16 protein-coding genes are annotated in these 20,241 nt (G+C 52.6%); 1 reads left to right on the top strand and 15 read right to left on the bottom strand.

The window, feature by feature from the left end; all coding sequences use genetic code 11:
• Window positions 1-10: 10 nt before the first annotated feature.
• From arsB to H5P27_RS17465, 12 genes are all read right to left on the bottom strand, one after another.
• Window positions 11-1,084, bottom strand: coding sequence for an ACR3 family arsenite efflux transporter (arsB, locus tag H5P27_RS17520; RefSeq protein WP_185661721.1), 1,074 nt, complete (start codon window positions 1,082-1,084; stop codon window positions 11-13).
• A 40-nt stretch (window positions 1,085-1,124) separates the two neighbouring features.
• The gene (locus H5P27_RS17515) at window positions 1,125-2,078 is read right to left on the bottom strand and encodes a permease (RefSeq protein ID WP_185661720.1); all 954 of its coding nucleotides are present in this window, start codon (window positions 2,076-2,078) and stop codon (window positions 1,125-1,127) included.
• On the bottom strand, window positions 2,069-2,245 hold the full coding sequence (locus H5P27_RS17510; RefSeq protein ID WP_185661719.1) for a hypothetical protein: 177 nt from the start codon (window positions 2,243-2,245) through the stop codon (window positions 2,069-2,071). Before H5P27_RS17510 ends, H5P27_RS17515 begins: the two co-directional genes overlap by 10 nt.
• Window positions 2,246-2,273: 28 nt before the next feature.
• Window positions 2,274-2,708, bottom strand: coding sequence for an arsenate reductase ArsC (locus H5P27_RS17505; protein WP_185661718.1), 435 nt, complete (start codon window positions 2,706-2,708; stop codon window positions 2,274-2,276).
• A 216-nt stretch (window positions 2,709-2,924) separates the two neighbouring features.
• Window positions 2,925-4,235 (bottom strand): PepSY-associated TM helix domain-containing protein, encoded by a 1,311-nt coding sequence (locus tag H5P27_RS17500; RefSeq protein ID WP_185661717.1) that lies wholly within the window; start codon window positions 4,233-4,235, stop codon window positions 2,925-2,927.
• Window positions 4,236-4,245: 10 nt separating this feature from the next.
• The gene (locus H5P27_RS17495) at window positions 4,246-5,364 is read right to left on the bottom strand and encodes a PepSY-associated TM helix domain-containing protein (protein WP_185661716.1); all 1,119 of its coding nucleotides are present in this window, start codon (window positions 5,362-5,364) and stop codon (window positions 4,246-4,248) included.
• A gap of 153 nt (window positions 5,365-5,517) precedes the next feature.
• Window positions 5,518-7,680, bottom strand: coding sequence for a TonB-dependent siderophore receptor (locus tag H5P27_RS17490; protein WP_185661715.1), 2,163 nt, complete (start codon window positions 7,678-7,680; stop codon window positions 5,518-5,520).
• Between the two features lie 197 nt (window positions 7,681-7,877).
• Entirely contained in the window at window positions 7,878-9,089 is a 1,212-nt protein-coding gene (locus tag H5P27_RS17485; protein ID WP_185661714.1) for a sugar efflux transporter, read from the bottom strand.
• A 168-nt stretch (window positions 9,090-9,257) separates the two neighbouring features.
• Entirely contained in the window at window positions 9,258-11,312 is a 2,055-nt protein-coding gene (locus tag H5P27_RS17480; protein ID WP_185661713.1) for a TonB-dependent receptor, read from the bottom strand.
• Between the two features lie 308 nt (window positions 11,313-11,620).
• The gene (locus H5P27_RS17475; RefSeq protein WP_185661712.1) at window positions 11,621-12,058 is read right to left on the bottom strand and encodes a hypothetical protein; all 438 of its coding nucleotides are present in this window, start codon (window positions 12,056-12,058) and stop codon (window positions 11,621-11,623) included.
• Between the two features lie 53 nt (window positions 12,059-12,111).
• Window positions 12,112-14,010, bottom strand: a complete 1,899-nt coding sequence (locus H5P27_RS17470) for a TonB-dependent receptor plug domain-containing protein (RefSeq protein WP_185661711.1) — start codon at window positions 14,008-14,010, stop codon at window positions 12,112-12,114.
• Between the two features lie 145 nt (window positions 14,011-14,155).
• Window positions 14,156-16,288: a TonB-dependent receptor plug domain-containing protein gene (locus tag H5P27_RS17465; protein ID WP_185661710.1), complete on the bottom strand. Its 2,133-nt coding sequence runs from the start codon at window positions 16,286-16,288 to the stop codon at window positions 14,156-14,158.
• A 212-nt stretch (window positions 16,289-16,500) separates the two neighbouring features.
• Here H5P27_RS17465 and H5P27_RS17460 point away from each other — a divergent pair, with 212 nt between their 5' ends.
• Window positions 16,501-17,124: a DUF3793 family protein gene (locus H5P27_RS17460; protein ID WP_185661709.1), complete on the top strand. Its 624-nt coding sequence runs from the start codon at window positions 16,501-16,503 to the stop codon at window positions 17,122-17,124.
• 91 nt (window positions 17,125-17,215) lie between these two features.
• On the opposite strand, the gene H5P27_RS17455 is transcribed toward H5P27_RS17460, so the two are convergent.
• The 3 genes from H5P27_RS17455 to H5P27_RS17445 form a co-directional block, all read right to left on the bottom strand.
• Complete coding sequence (locus tag H5P27_RS17455; protein ID WP_185661708.1) at window positions 17,216-17,407, bottom strand: 4Fe-4S binding protein; 192 nt, start codon at window positions 17,405-17,407, stop codon at window positions 17,216-17,218.
• 389 nt (window positions 17,408-17,796) lie between these two features.
• Window positions 17,797-18,810, bottom strand: a complete 1,014-nt coding sequence (locus H5P27_RS17450; protein ID WP_185661707.1) for a cytochrome d ubiquinol oxidase subunit II — start codon at window positions 18,808-18,810, stop codon at window positions 17,797-17,799.
• Window positions 18,807-20,129 carry a cytochrome ubiquinol oxidase subunit I gene (locus H5P27_RS17445; protein WP_185661706.1) on the bottom strand — a complete coding sequence of 441 codons (1,323 nt, stop codon included), beginning with the start codon at window positions 20,127-20,129 and terminating at the stop codon, window positions 18,807-18,809. Before H5P27_RS17445 ends, H5P27_RS17450 begins: the two co-directional genes overlap by 4 nt.
• Between the last annotated feature and the right edge of the window lie 112 nt (window positions 20,130-20,241).

Here is a 20,241-nt window from a genome sequence, read left to right as displayed (position 1 = left end):
GCAAGTTACTTTAGCTAAAGAGGCGCTTGCGGAACCAGAAGGCTAGATTGACCAAGGCGATCATGACCGGCACTTCCACCAGCGGTCCGATCACGGCCGCGAAAGCGACGCCGGATCCGATGCCAAAAACTGCTACCGCAACGGCGATGGCCAGTTCGAAGTTGTTGCTGGCGGCGGTGAAGCTGAGCGTTACGCTTTGGCGATAGTCCGCTCCCACGAATTTGCCCATCAGGAAGCTGACCACGAACATGATCAGGAAGTAGATGGTGAGGGGAATCGCGATGCGAACGACGTCCAAGGGGAGTTCCAGAATAGTGTCTCCCTTGAAGGTGAACATCAGCACGATGGTGAAGAGCAGGGCGATCAGCGTGATAGGGCTGATTTTGGGAATGAAGACCGATTCGTACCAATCTCGGCCTTTAAGCTTAACTCCGATGAAGCGAGTGAGCATGCCTCCGATGAACGGGATCCCGAGGTAGATGAAGACACTCTGGGCGACTTCTCCCATGGTGATGGCAACCACACTTCCTTCGTAACCAAACACTCCGGGTAGCCAGGTTATGAATACCCAAGCGTAGATGCTGAAGAATACAATTTGGAAAACGCTGTTGAAGGCGACTAGTCCGGCTGCGTATTCGTTGTCACCCTCGGCCAGCTCGTTCCAAACGATAACCATAGCGATGCAGCGAGCAAGGCCGATGAGAATGACGCCTGTCATGTATTCCGGGTGTCCGCTAAGGAAAGCAATCGCCAGGAGAAACATGAGCACTGGCCCGATAATCCAATTCTGGATCAATGAGAGGCCGAGCACTCGAAAGTTCCGGAAGACGCGGTGCATCTCCTCGTAGCGAACCTTAGCCAGCGGTGGATACATCATGAGGACTAGCCCGATGGCGATCGGAATGTTGGTAGTGCCCACTTGAAATTGGTCGAGGAAGCTAGTGGCTCCATCCCATAGGGCTCCGAGGGCGACCCCACCGGCGATAGCGAGGAAGATCCACAGCGTTAGGAAACGGTCGAGGAATCCGAGCTTTTTGCGAGCTGGCTGGCAAGCTCCGGGTACAGTTGGACTAGGTTGGCTCATTGGTGTTAAGCGTATCAGGAAGTTGGATGTAAGTCGGTTCTTACAAGTACTGACTCAGGGCGTTTAGCAGATATCCGGTAGCGATGATGGCGATGGTCGTTATGCCAAAGAAGATCGCGATAAGCGGGAGTCTCATGGTGCGTCGCAACATGATGGCTTCAGGCAAGCTTAACGCGGCCATAGCCATCATGAAGGCGAGGGCGGTTCCGAGCGGGATGCCCTTTTCGAAGAGCACGACGGCGATTGGTACGATGGCGGCGCAGCTACCGTACATCGGGACGCCTAGGATAGTGGCTAATGGAACGGAGAAGATGCCCGTGGCTTCCATCAAGCTGTGAATGGTGTCCTGCGGAACGTAGTTGTGAATGAAGGCCCCAATGGCTACGCCGACGATGACCCAGAGCCATATGCTGCGGATTACGCTGGCGGCTTCGTCGATGCCGAACTTGATACGTTTGCCGAATGTGTATTCAATTATCTGATCATCATTGTGGGCGGATTCGATGATATCAGTCTCCAAATGACGCTCCAGTTTCATGCGGCCGAGAATGACTCCGGCCAAAATGCCGATTAGCAAACCACTCGCCACGTAGGCAATAGTGATGGGAACCCCGAACTCGCTCGCCATGAGGATCACCAAGTATTCGTTGATGATGGGGGAGGTTATGAGAAAAGAGAAGGTAACCCCCAGTGGTACGCCAGCCTTCAACAGGCTGATGAAAATGGGAATAGAGGAACAGGAGCAAAAGGGAGTGATGGCTCCGAACAGGGCGGCTATGACGTTGGCCCAGACTCCGCCGGCTCCCATCCATTTTTTGAGCTTATGCTCCGGAAGCCAGGTGCGAATCACGCCGATAGCGAAGATCATCACTGCCAGCAGCAGGAAGATCTTTACCGTGTCGTAGAGGAAAAAGTGGACGGCCGCTGCGAAGCGTGACTCCGGGTCGAGGCCGATCCACTGGTAGACGATCGTATCAATCGATTTTAGCAGCACTTTCCGCCCTTGCCGTCACCGCCGCAGCAGCCTTGCTGGGATTTTTGGTCCGCCTTTTCCTTCATCACGCCGTCGATCTTGTTGACGATGCGGGTGAAGAATCCCTTTTTCTCGGGAGTTTGGGTTTCGGTCTTAGGCGCTTCGGTAGTGGTCTTTGGGTCGCTCATGGTATTTCCTCCTGTTCGGTTGATTCTATTATTTTGCAGCTTCGGTGAGACCGGCTGCGTAGGCTTCGAAAACGAGTTTAATTTCGTCGCGAATACGACGGAAAGCGTCGACTAGCTCCTCGCCCTCGCGTTGGGCGTGTGGGGGATCCTCGAAGCCCCAATGGTAGCGGTTGACCATGCCCGGGAAGACTGGGCAGGCGTCATTGGCATTGCCGCAAACGGTGATTACGGTGTCGATTCCAGCGTCGAGGAAGCGATCCAAGTGCTTTGACTCGTGTCCGGATACGTCGATTCCGATTTCCCCCATGACTTCGATGGCCTTCGGGTGAACGTAACCTGATGGCTTCGCGCCCGCCGAGAAGACTTCATGAGCTTCTCCCAACGCGTTGCGCAAGATGCCTTCCGCCATGTGGCTTCGGCAGGAGTTTCCGGTACAGAGGATGAGGATTTTTTTCTTAGACATGGTCTTGGCTAGTCAAGCGATTGCGGTCCGACGGATTTCGGGGTGTAGGTCACCTTTCAAGGCCTGCAATTCAAAATGAAAGACAGAGTCCGTCAAGTGAATATTCCATCAGGAGAATAATCGCACCCAAGGCATTGTATAAGGGTTTTAAACGAAAGGCCATTGGCGGGGTAGGTTAGGATTCGCCTGGAGTTTGGTCTTTTCTGAACGCAGATTTCAGCCCGCTTTTCTTTTTACCCAACTCGCAAGACCTATCAGGAGGAGAGTCGCTCCCACCGTTGGAAGAAAAATCGCTAGGGCGATAGTGAACCACGCGATCCAGCGGGGGACTTCGTTACCAACCGGTCTTCTTGGGGCACCCAATTTGCCCTGAGGTCGACGTCTCCACCAGATCCAAACCCCGGTGGCTGACATGGCGGTGATCAAGAGGCAGCTCAGCACGGCCAAAACTTTGGTGCCGAGACCAAAAATGCTGCCGGTATGGATAGGGTAGAAGAGGAGGGTCAAATGCGTTGGAAGGGGAAAACTCTCGCTCGATGTTGATAGCAGTATTTCTCCAGTGTGTTGATCAATGAATACAGCTCCTATGTCCTCGAAAGGACGGGTGATATCGCCCAAGACGCTAAAGGCGTCATTGGTTCCCGGGTGCGGGAGATCCAGGGTGAAGTCTGTTGCTCCGAAATTTGGATATGCCGCTTTTGCTATGCTTAGGGCTTTGTCTGGGGAGATTTGTTTTACTCCTTCGGGCGCGTCTGCGGATTTGGGAGGTGAAATGTAGAACTCGGGAAAGCCTCCGCTCAAGGCATTGCCGATCATGTAGGCGCGACCCCAAACGTTGGTAAACAAAAGCCCCGTGAGCATGATGAGTAACACGAAGAGAGAGACGTACATACCTGGCACTGTGTGCCAGTCGCGAAGAATGGTGCGGAAACTTCCCTTCGTCCGAGGTATCCAAACACCTTTAACTTTTTCTTTTTTTCGAGGCCACCAAAGGTAAAGTCCGGCTAGTATTGAAACGATTCCCCAGCAAGTGGATACTTCTGCGAGGTAGCGTCCCGTTTCACCAGCTAGGAAGGTTCGGTGAATCCTTAGAACGACGGGAAAGAATCCTTCTTTGGTACTGACGTGGCCAAGGATTTGACCTCTGTATTGGTCGTAAAATACGCGTCTGAACTCGTGTTCGCCTGATTTGTTTTCCTCTTCGACGAGAGCGGACCAAGAACGGCTTTTATTCTCTGGAAAATGGAAGTTGTGCAGTTCGTGATCTGGTAGTTCGATTGCGAGATCAGATCGTATCCGCTCCAAACTTACTGTGTTTTCAGCCGGTTCCACGAGATAAAGCTCCGGGTGGAAAATCGGAGCTAGTTCGTCTTCGAACACATAGATCGCCCCTGTGAGCGACATAATGATAAGGAAAGGGGCGGAAATTAGCCCTGCCCAGAAATGCCACCGCCAGACGGCTTGGTAGATTTTGCCAGAGACGTTTTGCTTTTTGGTCCCCTGAGAGTTTAGGGCCTCAGTCTTCATCTTTTTGATATTAGGCGGATTGGCTTTCCAGCGAGGCTTCCGGCTTTTGACGAAGGCGTTTTGGTCGCTTGCGTTTGAAGTACATCATGGCTCCGGTGATGCTAAGAGCTGCGGGACTTAGTCCGGCGAGGCACCAGAGGGTTTTGGTGAAGAGTCCACCGAAGCCGCCAAAATGAAGGGGCTCGAAGGCGTCGACGACTTTGGCCCACCATCCCGATTCCTTCAGGTTCGTGACGTGTTTTACTTGTCCGTTCTCTGCGGAAATCCAAATGGTGCTTCCGTAAAGGCTGTTGATAATTCCCGCCTCTGGATGTTGCCCGTAGAGATAGAAGGTCGGATCGGACTCGGTGGGGAAGTAGATGTAGTTTAGAGCGTATCCGGCGATTTGCTGGTCCGCAATCGTAGCGAGCTGATCTATACTGTCGCCATATTCTTGGTACGGGCTCTCGATCTCGTGCTCTTCTTCATGGCTGTGTTCGATCAATTCATGAGCAACGTGGGAGATGTTCCAGTAAGCACCGGTAAAGCCTAGGATGAAGTTGAAGGGGACGGAAGCGATGCCGATAGCTTTGTGAAAATCCGAAAAGAAGATACGCGAACTTGTTTTCCAGCGAATGCGGAAAAAGGCTTTGAAGAAAGGGCGGTGCAGGTAAATTCCGGATACGCTTAGAAATAGGAAACCGAGCGCTAGAATAGCTGCGACAATCATACCGATGTGGTCCGCGAAAAAGGTATAGTGCAGTTGGACGAACCAACCATATAGCGTCTCTTCGTAGTCAAGGGGGCGATCGGCAGTTTCTCCGGTGTAAGGATCTACATAAAGTATGTGCCATTCGTCCCCACCACGATCCATGACGTAGGCTCGGTCCCGCTTATCGGCGTCTGTATTAAAGAGCCATCCTCGTATCCAAAAATCAGGAAACTTGGACTCCACGCTTTGAGTTAATTCAGAAGTGGGAATTCGCGTTGACGCCTCATCCTGAGGCGCGTTGAGCGTAACGTCCGGGTGGAGAGCCGAGGAGATCTCCTCGTGGAATACCAGTACGCTGCCGCTTAAACCGATTATGAGTAAGCCGATGGCGCAAAAGAGTCCGATCCAAGAGTGGAGTTTCCACAGTCGTTTTCGCATTTGTGAGAGGAGGTAAAGTGTTCCGGAAGGATGTTCGGATTTTTCTCGCAGAGCGTCTCAAGCGGAAAAGAGGCGACCACCTCCCGAAGTAAGAGGTGGACGCCCGCATGTCATCTGCTTGGAAGATCTATCCGCTCGGTGTTTTGTCTGCCCCTAGAAGTCGTACCTCAGTGAAAAGAGCAGATTTCTTGGATCGCCAAATTGCGGGTAATCGAGATTGGAAAGGTATATTTCGTCCGTGGCGTTTTTGGCGCTGAAGGTAGCAGATAGGTTCTCGTTTATCTGATAGTTCACGTGCATGTTGAGCAAGGTGTAGGCACCTTGGCTAATCTGGACGTAGCCTTGGCCCGGAATGTACTGGGATCCTAGGATTTCGCTCTGCCAAGTGGCTCCACCTCCGATTGCCAGGCGACTCCAGTTTCCTGGGAATTGGTAGTGGGTGGAAAGCTGAAGGAGGTCATCGGGAAGATTCGTCCATATCGGGTCACCTTCGTGGCGGGAAGTTTCGTTGTGAGTGTATCCGAATATCATGGACCAGTCCTTGGTGACCTTTCCGCTCAATTGCAGTTCTATGCCCTCGGCTTTAGTTCCGTCTACCCCGATTTGCGGATACTTGCCACTGGGGAGTGGATCAGGATTAAGCGGATCAGCGACTGCGAAATTGTCCTGAGAGGTCTCGAACAAGGCAGCGGTGAAGGTGGCTCTGCCGTCTGAAAAACTAGACTTGATACCGATTTCGAGGTTGGTGCCGTCAACCGGATCGAGGATGTTTCCGCTGGCATCGACGTTGTCTTGTGGCTCGAAAATCGTGGTATAGCTCCCGTAAACGGTCACATTCTCGTTCAGGTCATAGGTGAAGCCGACATAGGGGGTAAACTCGTTATCCACTTCGTACTCGCTGCTGACGTAGGCGGTGGTTCCATCGTCGTTTCTTCCGTAGTCAATGGTATCCCATTTCGTGATACGTGCTCCGAGGATGGTCGAAAATCTGTCGGTCAAGCGGAGGCGAGTCGAAGCGTAGATGCCGGTGGATTTCGTATTGATTACGCCTTGGCCGGGCAGGTAGGCGAGCTCCATTTCCGGAGCGGTTCCGTCCCAGGTGTAGAAGTTCGGGATGGCGTAGGCGTAGGGAGTGCCGGCGAATCCGCTAGTCGTGTTCAAGGCGACGCTTTCGTAGTCGGAGTAGCTAGCCCCGAAGACGACTTCGTGCTCGCGCTCGAAAAGGTCGATTTTGCCATTAAGGTACAGGTCGATGCTGTCCCGTGTGTCGTCACTGTCCCAAGAGTAGCCGCTAAGGATAACTCCCGATCCGTCCTCCTTGTTGAGCCAGGTTTCCGCGTAGGCGTTTGCGTAGACGCTGAGGCTTTGTTCGTCGCCTTCAGTGTGGTTGATGGCGGCTTTCAATTGCCAGTCCTCGTTGATCTTGTGCTCGAGGTTTACGAAAGCGGTGTTGGAGTGACGGTGCCAGTAGGCCCAGTCGGTTGCGAAATTCGTAGTGTAGGGAAGCTCGGAGGGAGTGCCGTCTGCCGCGAGCGGCGGGATTGTGCCCCATACGGAGGCGGTTGGCTCATTGTCCTGTCTTTGGAATCCGAAGGAAAGAGTTGTGTTTTCCGTGAGATCGGCCGCGAAGGTAGCTAGGTAGGCTAACTTGTCTTCGTGGTAGCGATCACGGAAGCTATCGCGGTCTGTGTAAGCAACGACGAAGCGGCTACGGAATTTGCCGTCTGAGGTGATCGGTGTATTCACGTCGACTTGGGTGCGAAGATAATTCCAAGAGCCAATCGTCTGGGTTATCGAGGCAGCGAATCCCTTCTCTGCCTTTTTGCGATGGAGGTTAACAGTACCGGACGGTTTGCCCGATCCGCTAAAGAGTCCATTTGCGCCGCGTAGGATTTCTACACGTTCGTATAGGGCGGTATCGAATTCCTGATTGGTGTCGTTGCTGTAGGTCGGAATCCCGTCGACTTGGAAATCGGTGATACGAAAGCCGCGAGAGAAGTAGAGCGGTCGTTGGGTGTCGTAGAGAGAAACGTTTACTCCGGTGACGTTTCTCATAACGTCATCCATGTTAAACATCGATTCCGCTTCGAGGCGGGCTCCGTCGATCAAGCTAATCGTTTGTGGCGTTTCCCGGTCGGAAAGCGGAAGGCGTGTAGCGGCGCCTATGATTTCATACTGATCTCCGAAGAGCGTGAAGCTAGAGAGTTCCACGACTTCGTCGTCAGAAGCTTGATACGCTTCTTCTACAGTCTGACCTGTCGCGGAAACCGCGAGGCTAAGGGCGCTGATCGCTAAGCTGGATTTTGTTTTAGTCATCGTTTGGTAGTTTAGTTCTTCTCAACCGTGATCCTGTTGGAAACCGGCGGTCGAGTCGTTAAGCTACCAAATACTTTGGGTGGAAATCTGCCCGCTAAGGGATTTTGATGACTCTATTCGGGATTTTCGTTTAGGGGTATCACGAGGCGATGGTCGCTGGTTCGAAGCTCGAGAATCTCGGGTTCAACGGGCATTTCCTATTCGCTAGCGTCCCTGCGGATCCCGACGATTAGACCCGACGCGACCGTTGCGATGAGGGCGCAGGTCAGAAAGGTTCCTTGATGGCCGAAGGACTCGAGAATGAAACCAAAGGTCAACATGCCCACGAGATTTCCAACGGCTCCCGAATTCGAGAAGATGGAAGTCGCCAGCCCCATTTGACCTGGCAGCAGGTCTTGGAAAAAGAGGATAGCGATGTTGGTCAATATGGCAAAGGCTGTCCCGCTTAGTATCTGGAGTATGAATACGTGCCATGGCTGGGAAGCGAAGCTTAGTCCGAAGAAGTAGGCTGCTGTGATTATTACACCGAATTTGATGAGCGAGAGTTGGTAACCTTTGCCCGCCAAATGTCCGAACCAGAGCATTAGTGGAATTTCAACTACAGGTCCGATGCCGAAAGCGATGCCAAGATCCGATTCAGTGCCGTTGAGGGATCGAGTCATGGCTAGCGGCAGATTCATCATGTTGATCGCATTCGCGGCGGAAACTGCGGCAAAGGCGGTGAAGCTGAGGGCGAGTTTCGGGCGGGCGAGTCCAGCGAGGAAATTTGGCTTGGTCGCTGTGCTCGATTGAGGGTTCGGTTTGCGATAGGAAACGAATTTCAACACGCCGAGTAGAAACAAGAGGTAGAGTGCGGCGGCGGAAAGAAAGAGCCCGCGAAATCCAAAACTCGTTAGCATCACTGCGCCAGTCGCAGGTCCGAGTGTCCACGAAAAGGAGAAGCAAACCCGCACCACGCTCATGGTGAAGCTCGACGCTCCCTTATCTCCACCTATCTCGCCATAGGTCTCGCGAACGTGGGAGAAGAGTTGGGCGAAGCAAATGGAAGCCGCAGCTTGCATAGTACAACCGACCACGAGCAGTAGGGTGATGTCTCGGATCAGAGCGTAGGCCGCGAATCCGACCACTCCAGCGGCCGAACCTAGGATCAATACCGTTTTACGAGGCAAGCGAGAGTCGGAGAGTTTCGCCAGTACGGTGCTGACTACAATGGCACTCAGAGAGGTGATGGTCATGAATACTCCAAAACCGCTCGGAGTCATGCCGATTTCCTCCGTGCCCCATTTCGAGAGGAACGGGGCCACGAAAGAAAAGGCGATTCCTAGCGAGAAGGTAGACGCCAATAGCCCCGAAAAATTGGGCTTTTGGTGTAGGGAGGCTAGGGTACGCAGGAGCAGACGGAGAGACATTTGCAAGAGTACAGGTAAATCCTCGAACTTAGCCCTGCCAGCCTACGGTTTGAAAACTCTTCAGACGGTAAGAATAAGGAGAGTCTTGGACTTGGGCGCGAAAAAGCCACGGCGGGAGGCCGTGGCTTAGAAAGGATAACCTTTTAAACGGAGTTGAAACCTAGAGGGTTAGAAGAGCCGCGTTATGTTGAGTCGGGCTGTCATCGGTTCGATGATGTGATAGTGCCTATCGGCTACGCCACCATCGGGTTCTCCCGGGAGTCTGGATTCGTAGAAGTAAGTGATGTCCTTGTCATCCGAGTCGAGCAGGTTGAGCAGGTCGACGCTAACATCCCAGTTTCCTGTTTTGTATCCAACTTTCAAGTTAACGGAGTTGAAGTCATTAGAACGAACGGAGTTGTCCTCTATGAGTGGCCGGTCTGAAAAATAGCGGTAGCGAAGGGAACCATACCACGGTGCGTCTGGAGAGCGGTAGCTTAGACCGGCTGAGCCAACGGAATCGATTGCACCCGGAATCTCGTCGCCATCGGGTGATGTGTCGCTATAAGACGCATCGGTGAAGGCGAGATCCAGGTCTAGGGTGAGGTAGTCGGAGAGGGTGAAGTAGTTGGCGATTTCCAGGCCGATACGTTCGCTCGGACGGGAGGCTTCTGTGTTGCCAGCGTCGCCGACGTAGAGGAGCTCTGAGTCGAGGTCCAGTGTCCACAAGGCGATCGAGGTGTTGGAGCGTTCGTTCCAGTTGTGTCGGATGCCGATCTCGTATCCAAATGATCTTACAAGGAGGTCGACACTGTCCACCGGTGTGATGCGATCCGAGGGATCGATGGTGATGGTCGCACCTCTTGCGTCATTGCTATGGAAGCCGTAGCCTGCGCTGAGGTAGAGTTCGGTGTTATCGCTCGGTGTGTAGACGGCATTGAATTTCGGACTTACTTGGGTGTCATTCGCTGATCCGGAGTTGGCAGCGAAATCGCTATCGACGTCGAAGTCGAAGTAGTCGAAGCGAAGACCGAAATTAGTCGAAAAGGTTTCGGTCCAGTCCACCTCCGTGTCATAGAAAGCGGATAGGCTGAGCTCTTTGACCGAATCCTCCCGGTTCACGCCGATGACTTGGCGTTCGAAGGTGTTGTAGAGTCCGACTTTTTCGATGTCGTCAAAGCGTGTGGAGAGCCCGATGGTGTGCTCAGCTCGATTGCCCAGGAAACTGCTTTCCTCGAAAGTGTGGCTTAGATTTGCCCCGTAGAGAACGCGTTGGTCGGACTGCTGGAATTGATCGCCTTGTTCCGGATTGTCTAAAAAGTAGGTGAAGTTGGACCAAAGGTCCATGTCGTAGTAAATCGAATACGCAGTCAGTTTGGTGAACTGGCCATCGGAGTCCTTGGTCCATTCTCCGGAAAGGCTGTAGCGAGAGGAGGAGCCTCCCACTGTGTCATCGATGAATCCGTAGTCGCTAATCAGCCCTTGTTCGACGGCTCTCTGTGGGATCTGATCAGTTGAATCCCAACTCGAGTCGTAACCCATAAACGTGAGGGAGTAAGCAATTCCGTCCTGCCGGTCGCTCGCATATTTGATCATGCCGTTGAGCTTGTCCAAGTTTTCATCTAGATCCCAAGGACCGTTGTTGCCAACCTGCTCGATGCCAAGGATCAGCTCTCCGTTGCCGATTCGCTCGGAACCCGCTGCTAATGCTCTGAGGTAGGAGTCCTCGCCAATGGAAAGCGACAAGAGGTCGTTTTGCAGCGAGTTTGAGGTCGTCATCTGAGCGGAGCCAGCAGATGCGAAGTCGCCCACGGAAGCGTAGTAGGAGCCTTTCAGGTAGGTGATCGTATCGACGAGTTCCGGAATGATAAAATTGATGTCGGTGTAGCCTTGTCCGTGCCCGTGCGAAACCATGTTCACTGGCATACCATCGATCCAAGTTGCGAAGTCGGTACCGTGGTCCAGGTTAAAACCGCGGAGAAAGTACTGGTTGGCCTTTCCGGAACCGCTGTGTTGAGTAACGATCATGCCAGGGATTGCCTCCAGCATTTCTCCGGTACGGAGCATGGGGCGTGTCTCGAGGTCGACCTGACCGATGATGCCCTCGGAGGCGGATATGGCTTCACCGACCAAGGTGCTACCTCGGCCGGTGATCTTAAATTCGTCGAGCTCGACGACGTCTTGGGAAAATAGTTTCGGGACTAGGATTGCTGTGAGAAGAAAGGGGATCTTCTGAAGATGCATAGGATTCGGGTTAAGGTTGCAGGAATCTGCTACGCATACGAACGAATCTGCTATCTGGACGCAATTATATTAATAAAGAACATTAGGAACGATAATGGATCGAACTATCCTTGGAATCCGGTTTCTGTATTTTACAATTTTACTGAGACGAAGTCGTAGTTTGTTATAAAAAATTAGCTCTGTGGGGTGGAATAGTTACAGAGGCATTAAGCGCCGAGTGGCGGGTCCCCCTGGAAATTGTTTAAAGTTTTTGTCGCTTAATTTAAATAGCGAGACCCTCGCGGCACGAGGGTCTCAGTTGAAGGTTTCTAGTGTTTGGCTTTCACGTGTTCGGCCCACCAGGTCGGTTCTTGGAAGCCCTCCGCGTCATACATCGCGTTGGCGGCGTCTTTGAGAGCATCCTCGGGCAAAGGGAGTGGCGGCATGATGCCGAAGCGTTTTATTGCCCCTTTCATTAGGCTTTTGTCTGCTTCGGGTTTTGGGAGATATGCGACGATCGCTTCGACAAATGTTTCACGATCTGGATACTTCTCCAGATAGTGGTCGCGCACACCCCAGAGCGGTGGCGCCAGGCCCTTTTCTTGTAGCTCGTGGCTGGGTTGAGTCTGGTGGCATGCTATGCATAAGTTCTGCAGTGTTTCTGCACCTCTAGTTGTTGAGTCGCTCTGTTGGGAAAGAACTCGACTCAAGGGGGTTACGCTTGCTGCGGTGGACAGAAGGGTAAGGACAATCTTTTTGGAAATCATCTGAAAAGTATGTGATGGGACGTATTTGTTTTATTGAAGCGCAAGGTTCGAATTCAGAACCGCAAGTTGGCACCCGTGAAATAATGTGCTGGTAAAAGGCTGCTTTCCTCCGCGTCGAGCAGGTTCTTTGCGCCCGCGAAAAGTTCGAAGTGTTCGTTCAGTGACTTGCTAATGCGTGTATCGACGGTGAATGCGCTTTCGTAGGCGATGGTGTCAGTCGCTCCCCAGATTTTGCCGGCCCAGTTCAGGGCTAGATTCGCCCGAATCCCCCAGTGGGAGAAGTCTTTGTAGAATTTCAGGCGTGCGTTTGATTCGTGCTGTCCTTCCACGTGGTATCCAGTTTGTTGGTCGATGGGATCGACCCGTGTATAAGAAGCTTCGATACGGAAGGTCTCGTCGAGTTTATAGCTTGCGATCAATTCGACTCCTTCTATCTCGACCTCGCTGAGATTCTGCCACTGGGCGGTCGTAAGCTTGCCTTGTTTGGACAACGTAACTTGTTCGATCATATCCGATACTTCGTTGCGGAACGCGGTGGCTTCGAAGGTCCAGTCGGAAGCTATGTAAGAAAGGCCAGCCTCAATGTTTGTCGAAGTCTCTGGCTTGAGCTCGGCGTTGGGCTGGATGGTTGTCTTCCCTCCGTTAGCGTAGGTCTCGATAAGAAGTTCTGTAACGTTGGGGGCTCTGAATCCATTTCCAAGTCCGGCGTGTAGTTGCCATCCGGAAGTGAGTGAGTTCCATGAGATGGCGGCGCTAGGAGACAGACGCGACCCGTATCCGTCTTGATTGTCGTAGCGAAGTCCTAGGATTGCTTCGGTGGAGGCATTCGGATCCCAGACGAATTGCGAGTAGGTGGCTAAATTGTCTACGCTTTGGTTCGTGGAAGATTCGCTTTCGATTTCGTATTCGGTATTACGGTATTCGAATCCGAAGAACGAATTCAACGAGTCGGAAAAGCGTTGCGAGTAGCGTGCTTCACCGACCAGAATTTGACTTTCGGTCGCTAGGTTGAAAGCGGCGGCCTTTTGAGCCGGCAAATCGAAAGTAATGTCGCCGCTATAGGTGTTGGTGTAGGTTCTGATGACGAGTTGGCTATCGTCGTTGCTGAAATTGTTTTCGTATTCGGCGGAGAAGCCGACGCGCTCGTCCTCAGCATGACGTTCGGCACCACCGGAAGTAGGTCGCATACCTGTCCGCTCAGTGAGAGCGTAGTCGAAATGGGTTCTTAGGGTTTGGTCTTCGGAGAGGTGGTAGTCTAGGTTGACTGAGGTGTTGTACGTTTCTAGGTCATCCACATCGCTAGGCGCTCCGTCGCCGCTCTCCCATTGGTCGGTGGTCCTGGAGGAAATGGATGCCGCAATGCCCCATGGCCCTTGTAGGGTCTCGCTCGATACGCCTGCGCTCAAGCTATCCCATTCTCCGGTTCCGTATTCAAAATATGCACGGCTAGAGGGTGACTTAGATATGCCGTGTTGTGTTAGGATATTCACGACACCACCTATGGCGTCGGAGCCGTAGAGGGCGGATGCCGGGCCTCTAAGGATCTCCACTTGTGCAACACCGCCGAGTAGGTATTGGTTGAGGTCGGTCATTGACTTGAAGCCAGGGCTTGTGCGTCGGCCGTCGACAAGAATGAGTGTGTGTGATGAGCTTGATCCGCGAATGGATGGGCTTTTGATGCGACCGGAACTGTTTTCGATAAATAGGCCAGGAGCATAGCTGAGGCTCTCGCTCACACTATTGCTCGCAAAAGAGGAAAGATCCTCCTCGTTGAGTGTATCCGTTTGAATAGGGAGTGATTGGAGGACCGTTTGCTCCAGAGTGACGGTGCTCAACAATGTTGTGTCGAGACTCGTCTCTGAGCTTTGGGCCGATGCTGATCCGTATGAGAGGGAGATCGAAGCCAAGAACCCTAGGTTTCTGGCTAATCTTATATAGGAAGAAATAGACATCTTTTTATCTTTTATTTAGGTTTTTGTGTCGGGTTTGAGGGCAATCAAGAGGTGATCGTTGGGTAAAAAAAGGGTTTGGTCATCGACCAAACCCTGTATTTCAAATTCGCTTATCTGAGGCGTCTGTATTACTCTGGAGGATACGCTACCAAAGTACGCGTGCAGTGAGGTAAACGCTGCGTGGATTGACAGGCCCGTATAGGTAAGTCGGATCGCGTTCCTCGCCGTTGTCTTGCTGGTCTTTTTGGCGCTGGTCGAAGATATTGTTCACGCCGGCGCTTAGGATAAGTTCGGAGTCTCCAAGAAATCCTTCGAATTCTTTAGATAGGCCGAAGTCCATCACTAGGAATTTAGGTGTATCGCGCCAGATGTCTGCGTCTTCGCCTACGGCTACCATCGAACCAGTGTAGGACATTAGGAGATTGGCGTCGACGAATTCATGATTTTCGTAGGAGAGTGCGATGTGCCCCGTCCAGTCTGGGCGCTTGAGGTACTCGCGAGTTGTCAATCCTGTTACACGCTCGACAGGCTCGTCGTAGAGTGCGCGGACGTAGGAGATGCCAGCATCGAGCTTGAAGGCTTCGTTTATTTGCCAGTTGGTATTGTTTTCCCAAACAAATACGGAGGACTCGGCACCATTTACACGAAGCCAGATGTTCTCATCTCCAGAGAGCTCGCCGGAATCGTCGATGTCGAACGAATCCTTGAGGAGGGTGTAGTGTAGTTGCGAATGCAGGATGATTTTGTCCTCGAGGTTCTTTGGACGCCATTCCGCTCCGAGGCTGAAGGTTTGCGAGCTTTCCTCTTTTAGGTCGGGGTCGTTCTGCAATAAGATGGCTCCGCCGTTGTTTACGCCGATGTGTTGGTCCTCGTTGAAGGCTCCCGGAGCGTTGAAGCCGGTAGACCAGGAGGCGCGGTAAGTCATGTTCTTATTCTGAGTGTGGCGGTAGGCGATGCGAGGGGAGAAAACGGTGCCGTCAACATTATCGTGGTCGTCGATGCGGCCGCCCATCACCAACTCGCTTTTCTCCCCGATTAGCCACTGGTCTTGGAGGAAGAAGCTGGTGTTGCTGAAGTCGTCTTCCGTGTAGCTGGAAGCAGCTCCGTAAAGGGGTCCATCACTCAAGGTTTCCAGACGGTACTGCAAACCTGTGGAGAAGGTGTGCCGGTCCTTGCGCCAGTTGACTTGGCTATCGATGTAGAAGACGTCATTGTTAGAGTTTCCCCAAACGGTACGCGCCAGAGCGTCGATGGCGTTTTGGTTGGCGCTGATGTACGCTTCGGTCACATCTCCTTCGTATCCGGCTTCCTCGTACGCTCTTTGCTCTAGATCGGCACGGGCTCCGTAGTAGCTATGACGTTGAACGTCGATGTAGCTAGCCTTGAGGGTGTAGTCGATGTCAGATGCGAGCGTTTGGGCCCACTCGGCGCTCGCTATGTTAATCTCATGAGCCAGCGATTCCGCGACGCGAGCTTGCTCTTCTGGCAGATCTAGGTTGTCGCCTCCTCGGTGCGACTGGTCCATGTATTGGTAGGACAACTTCAATTGGCCTGTTTCGCTGGGGCGGTACCAAGTCTGGAAACCGATAACGGTGTTTTCAAATTCTGGAATTTCGGAAAAACCATCGGTTGTCAGGTCGAGAGAATCTCGATCCTGGCGCATCCCGTAAACTGTGTAGCTGAAAGCTCCGGAAGGATCGACGCTGTCGTAGGAGAAACTTGCCTCGGTCTCGGTCGCGTCTCCTAGGATGCTCTCGATTGAGAGAGAGGTTAGGAAGCTGCTTTCATTTGGCTCGGTGGTGATGAGATTTACCACGCCGGCAATTGCTTCAGGCCCGTAGAGAGAGGAACTGCCACCCTTGACCACTTCAAGGCGGTCAACGAAGACAGCAGGGAAAAGGTCGGCTCCGTAAACTTTGGCTAGGCCGCAGTAGAGGGGCGATCCGTCAAAGAGGAAGGAAGTGTAGTCCGTGCTGAGGCCAAGCAGTTGGATTTGGTTGAGACCGCAGTTCTGGCAGTCGCTCTCGAAGCGGGCCGTAGGCACGAGCTTTAAGGCGTCCTTGAGGGACGTCAGATTGTAGCTCTGCAGATCGTCTTTTAAGAGCAATTCGGTTTTTACAGGAGTTTCGCTTATGATGCGCTCGGTGCGAGTCCCTGTGACGACGACGGGATCAAGCTCGTAGGCGTCGTCGAACGTCTCCTCCTTTGCAAAGCTCAAAGAGCTAGTGGCTAGGATTAGAGCTCCTGCAGTTATTTTGGTGGTAGCGTGATAAATCATGACAGATTTGTATTTTATTTACGGGTCATTCGCCACCCCGAGAAGGATAGCGGGCGCCCTGAGAGGGATTTTTTGAGATCCGTTTGCAATAGGGGCTTGTGCTTCTGAAAGCCGATGGTCGACTTCGGTTAAACCAATTTCCGGTGGACGGCTGTTTTGCCTTGCCAAAGGAATATTATTTAGCGATCAAGACTCAGTCGCAATAAAGCACCATGAACGCTGCACCACAGAAGATTCCTGCCCTTATGGCCTTCCTGGACTGGCGGCAGGCTTTGGCTCAAATGGAGGAGCGAGTCCGCCGTTTCGACGCATGGGTATTTCTCAATGCGTCCAGTGTCTTGTTGAGTGAGAAGACGGGCGAGCTGCTCGCGATGGACCTTCAAGAGATGGGTATGACGGCTGATGACGTTGAGTTCGAGCTAGAGCGCCTCTCCGGCAAATGGAATTTTGACTATAAGCTGTTTGCTGAGAGCAATGGCTTTCTCAAGTTCATCGTCTATCGCAGGGATCGTCTCCGTGCAGTACTCGATGAGTCTCCGTATTGCGTGATGGTTGGGCAGTTGAACTATTCTCATCCACTCAGTCCGGAGTCTTTTCTGGGAGAGGTCAAAGAGCGCTGGCTTGAGCAGGGGTCGGTACCGCACGAGATCGGGGTGGCTCTGGGCTATCCCTTGGAGGATGTGTTTGGCTACATGGGCCTAATGCCTTTGGCGTGCAAAGGTGTTTGTGGATGGCGGGTTTATGGGTGTATGAAGGAATCGCAACGTCGAAGCTGCGCTTTCAACAACGCTCGTTGTCAGGCTTTGGCTTTTCTGGCCGGTTCCGCTGCTGCGTAAGCCCCGGCAAAGGGCGGGCTTGAGTGTGGGCACAAAAAAGCGGCTCCCCTAGATGGGAACCGCTCTGGTAATTTTGCAGTAAGCCTGCGGATTAGCCTTTTACAATAGCGTCCGCTGGGCATTGCGGTACGCAACGTACGGCTGCCATGTTGGAGCAGTCGTTACAGGCGTCAGCGTCGATGACGTAGGTCTTTTCGGATTCGTGTGCGCTAACAGCATTGCGAGGGCAAACTGGGCGACAGGCGTCGCACATAACACAGAGGTCTGGCTTGATGGTATACATAATTTTCGTCGTTAGAGTTTCTTGAGACTACAAAGTCCGTTAAATGAGATTAGAGTCGGCTATAAGCCTGCTATTCTCAAGGGAAAATCACTGAAAAGTATACGTAACTAGCAGAATAACAGTGAATTAAGTCGATACAGTAGTTATTGAGTCTCAATAACGCCGCTATTGAGACTCTATATCGCTAAATGACGGAAATTGAGACTTATTCGCGGGAAAATGAAGGGATCGACTCGATTTTGGTGGAGGGGTACCCAGCTCGGTTGGGGTAGCTCTTGCTCAGAGAAAGTTCTCCGCGAAGGTCGCGGACTTAAGATTCAGTCAGGACCGGGCTGGCGTTACCGTTTTCGTAGGTTTGCCCGATTTCTGTTTCTGTAAGTTCGGGGACCTCAATCGTAGCTTAGGTCCTCAGCTTTTCCTCTGAAGATCCAGTAGGCTAGCGTGGTGTATCCGATCATAAAGGGGAGGACTATGCCGGTGCCGATCAGGATTACGAGTAGCGACTCTGGAGCTGCGGAGGCGTCGACGATTTTCAGCTGCCCTGGAATAATGTAAGGATAGAAGCTGTAGACGAGTCCTAGAAATCCCAATACAAAGATGGAAATCGAAATGGCGAATGGCATCCAGGAAAGCCGATCTCCCTCAAGGGGAAGGGCCTTGAGGATAAAGAGCATAAACAAGGTAAGGATCATCGAGATCAGCGGCATCGCGATAAGCAGAGTTACCTCCGGAAATGAAAACATGCGGTCGTAGATGCGCGTGTCGACAAAAGGGGCTACAGCGCTACTCAGCACCGCGCCGAGAGTCATCAGCAGGATTGAGTTTCGGGCCCACTTGATCGCCTTTTTCTGCAGGTCTCCCTCCGCCTTCATAATAAGCCAGCAGGACCCCATCAGGGCGTATCCGGATACCACAAGCATGCCGAAGAAAACTGAAAACAGTTCTGCTATGAGTCCGCTCTGGAAACCGATCATGAAGCGTCCTACCATGTAGCCTTGGGTTAGGGTTATGCAAAGCGAGCTCCAGAAAAAGACCAAGTTCCATTTGTGCTGGGCTTCGGGAGCGACCTTCTTGCGGAAGTCGAACGAGACTCCTCGGAAAACCAAGGCGACAATCATTAAGGTAACTGGCAGGTAGAGGCTAGTCAGTACAATCCCGTGGGCGGGCGGAAACGCTACCAGGAGGAGACCTACTCCTAGGACGAGCCAAGTTTCATTGGCATCCCAAAAGGGGCCTATGGAAGCGATCATGCGGTCGCGTTCGTCGCTGTCGACCGATTTGGAAAGCAGTCCGACCCCTAGGTCGTAGCCGTCGAGGATGGCGTAAAGTAGCATGGACAGCCCGATGAGGAAGGCGAAGACGAAGGGCAGCCATGCACCGTTTTCAAATATCTCCAAATTCATGATACAGCAGGCGTTTTAGATTCGGTGGCAGCTTCCTTGCGAGCGAGATAGAAGAGCGAGCCAATGTAGGCGATAAAGAGCAGCACGTAGGTGACGAGGTATCCCGTCAAGGTTAGGGCAACGTGTTCTGGCGGCAGGTCCGCTACGGCGTCCTTGGTTTTCAGAATTCCGTAGACGAGCCACGGTTGGCGGCCAATTTCGGTAACATACCAGCCGGAAACTGTTCCCACCCAGCCAGAGAAGGTCATCGCCAAGAGAATTTGCAGGTAGAGCTTTGGCCATTCGCGTTTTTTCCAGATCAGGTAGGCTCCTACCGCGGAGACGGCGATCATGATCATGCCGGTGCCTACCATGATGCGGAAGCTCCAAAATACGGGACTTACTCTTGGGTGTTCTCCCTCGAATTCGTTTAAGCCTTGGACGTGTCCGTTGGGATCTCGCGTAATTATGAGGCTACCGAGCTTGGGTATCGCTATCTCGAATTTGTTTTCTCTGGCCTCTTCATCTGGCAACGCGAAAAGAACCAAGGGAGCTCCATCCTCGCTGTCCCAAAGAGCCTCCATGGCTGCGAGTTTAGCAGGCTGGTAGTCGCGGGTATTTATTCCATGCATATCTCCGACGAAGGCTTGTACCGGTGCGAGAAAGGCAGCTGCTACCACGCAAGTGGCGAGGCCAGTGCGAACCGCCGGTCGCTTGTCACCCTTCAAGTATCGATAGGAAAGCAAGCCTGCGGCCAGAAAGGCCACGGTTAGGCCCGAGCCTAGTAGGGTATGGAAAAGCCGGTAAGGCATTGAGGGACTGAATACGATGTCCCACCAACTTTCCGCATGGGCTACGCCATCTATCATGACATGCCCCGCGGGCGTTTGCATCCAGCTATCAAGAGCGAGTATCCAAAAAGCGGATAGGGTTGTACCTGCTGCGACTAGAAAGGTAGCGAGCGAGTGAAACCACGCGGGTACGCGTCGGAAACCATATAACATAACCCCTAGGAAAGTCGCTTCTAGGAAGAACGCGGTCAGGATCTCGTAGGCGAGCAGGGGGCCGGCGATGTTGCCAACAGTGTTCATGTAGCCCGGCCAGTTGGTGCCGAACTGAAACGACATGGTGACCCCCGTTACGACACCGAGGCTAAAGGTAAGGGCAAAAACCTTGGTGAAGTAGAAGTACAGCTCCATCCACTGGTAGTCTTTCGACCGGCTGTATCTCCATTTAAAATACAGCAGCAACCACCCCAAACTGATGGTGATGGTGGGGAATAGGATATGAAAGGTTATGTTGGCCGCGAATTGGATTCGCGACAAAAGGAATTCGTCCATGACTTGGTGGGCCGCTTCCGAATTGCTTCTAAGGCGGCAAGCTTAGTGTTGTTCAATCATCTCGGGCAGGTGCAACCCGTGAAGGGTTGAGCCATACTGCCAAATACGAACG

Origin of the sequence: Pelagicoccus albus (genome assembly GCF_014230145.1) — a bacterium.
GTDB lineage: Bacteria > Verrucomicrobiota > Verrucomicrobiia > Opitutales > Opitutaceae > Pelagicoccus > Pelagicoccus albus.
The sequence above is the reverse complement of the archived record's forward strand: the minus strand, read 5'-3'. Positions and strand labels throughout refer to the sequence as shown.

Bases quoted from the DNA above. Each gene is read 5' to 3' on its own strand.
- arsB (WP_185661721.1), bottom strand. From the start codon at position 1,084: ATGAGCCAACCTAGTCCAACTGTACCCGGAGCTTGCCAGCCAGCTCGC.
- H5P27_RS17510 (WP_185661719.1), bottom strand. From the start codon at position 2,245: ATGAGCGACCCAAAGACCACTACCGAAGCGCCTAAGACCGAAACCCAA.
- H5P27_RS17505 (WP_185661718.1), bottom strand. From the start codon at position 2,708: ATGTCTAAGAAAAAAATCCTCATCCTCTGTACCGGAAACTCCTGCCGA.
- H5P27_RS17500 (WP_185661717.1), bottom strand. From the start codon at position 4,235: ATGAAGACTGAGGCCCTAAACTCTCAGGGGACCAAAAAGCAAAACGTC.
- H5P27_RS17495 (WP_185661716.1), bottom strand. From the start codon at position 5,364: ATGCGAAAACGACTGTGGAAACTCCACTCTTGGATCGGACTCTTTTGC.
- H5P27_RS17490 (WP_185661715.1), bottom strand. From the start codon at position 7,680: ATGACTAAAACAAAATCCAGCTTAGCGATCAGCGCCCTTAGCCTCGCG.
- H5P27_RS17485 (WP_185661714.1), bottom strand. From the start codon at position 9,089: ATGTCTCTCCGTCTGCTCCTGCGTACCCTAGCCTCCCTACACCAAAAG.
- H5P27_RS17480 (WP_185661713.1), bottom strand. From the start codon at position 11,312: ATGCATCTTCAGAAGATCCCCTTTCTTCTCACAGCAATCCTAGTCCCG.
- H5P27_RS17475 (WP_185661712.1), bottom strand. From the start codon at position 12,058: ATGATTTCCAAAAAGATTGTCCTTACCCTTCTGTCCACCGCAGCAAGC.
- H5P27_RS17470 (WP_185661711.1), bottom strand. From the start codon at position 14,010: ATGTCTATTTCTTCCTATATAAGATTAGCCAGAAACCTAGGGTTCTTG.
- H5P27_RS17465 (WP_185661710.1), bottom strand. From the start codon at position 16,288: ATGATTTATCACGCTACCACCAAAATAACTGCAGGAGCTCTAATCCTA.
- H5P27_RS17460 (WP_185661709.1), top strand. From the start codon at position 16,501: ATGAACGCTGCACCACAGAAGATTCCTGCCCTTATGGCCTTCCTGGAC.
- H5P27_RS17455 (WP_185661708.1), bottom strand. From the start codon at position 17,407: ATGTATACCATCAAGCCAGACCTCTGTGTTATGTGCGACGCCTGTCGC.
- H5P27_RS17450 (WP_185661707.1), bottom strand. From the start codon at position 18,810: ATGAATTTGGAGATATTTGAAAACGGTGCATGGCTGCCCTTCGTCTTC.
- H5P27_RS17445 (WP_185661706.1), bottom strand. From the start codon at position 20,129: ATGGACGAATTCCTTTTGTCGCGAATCCAATTCGCGGCCAACATAACC.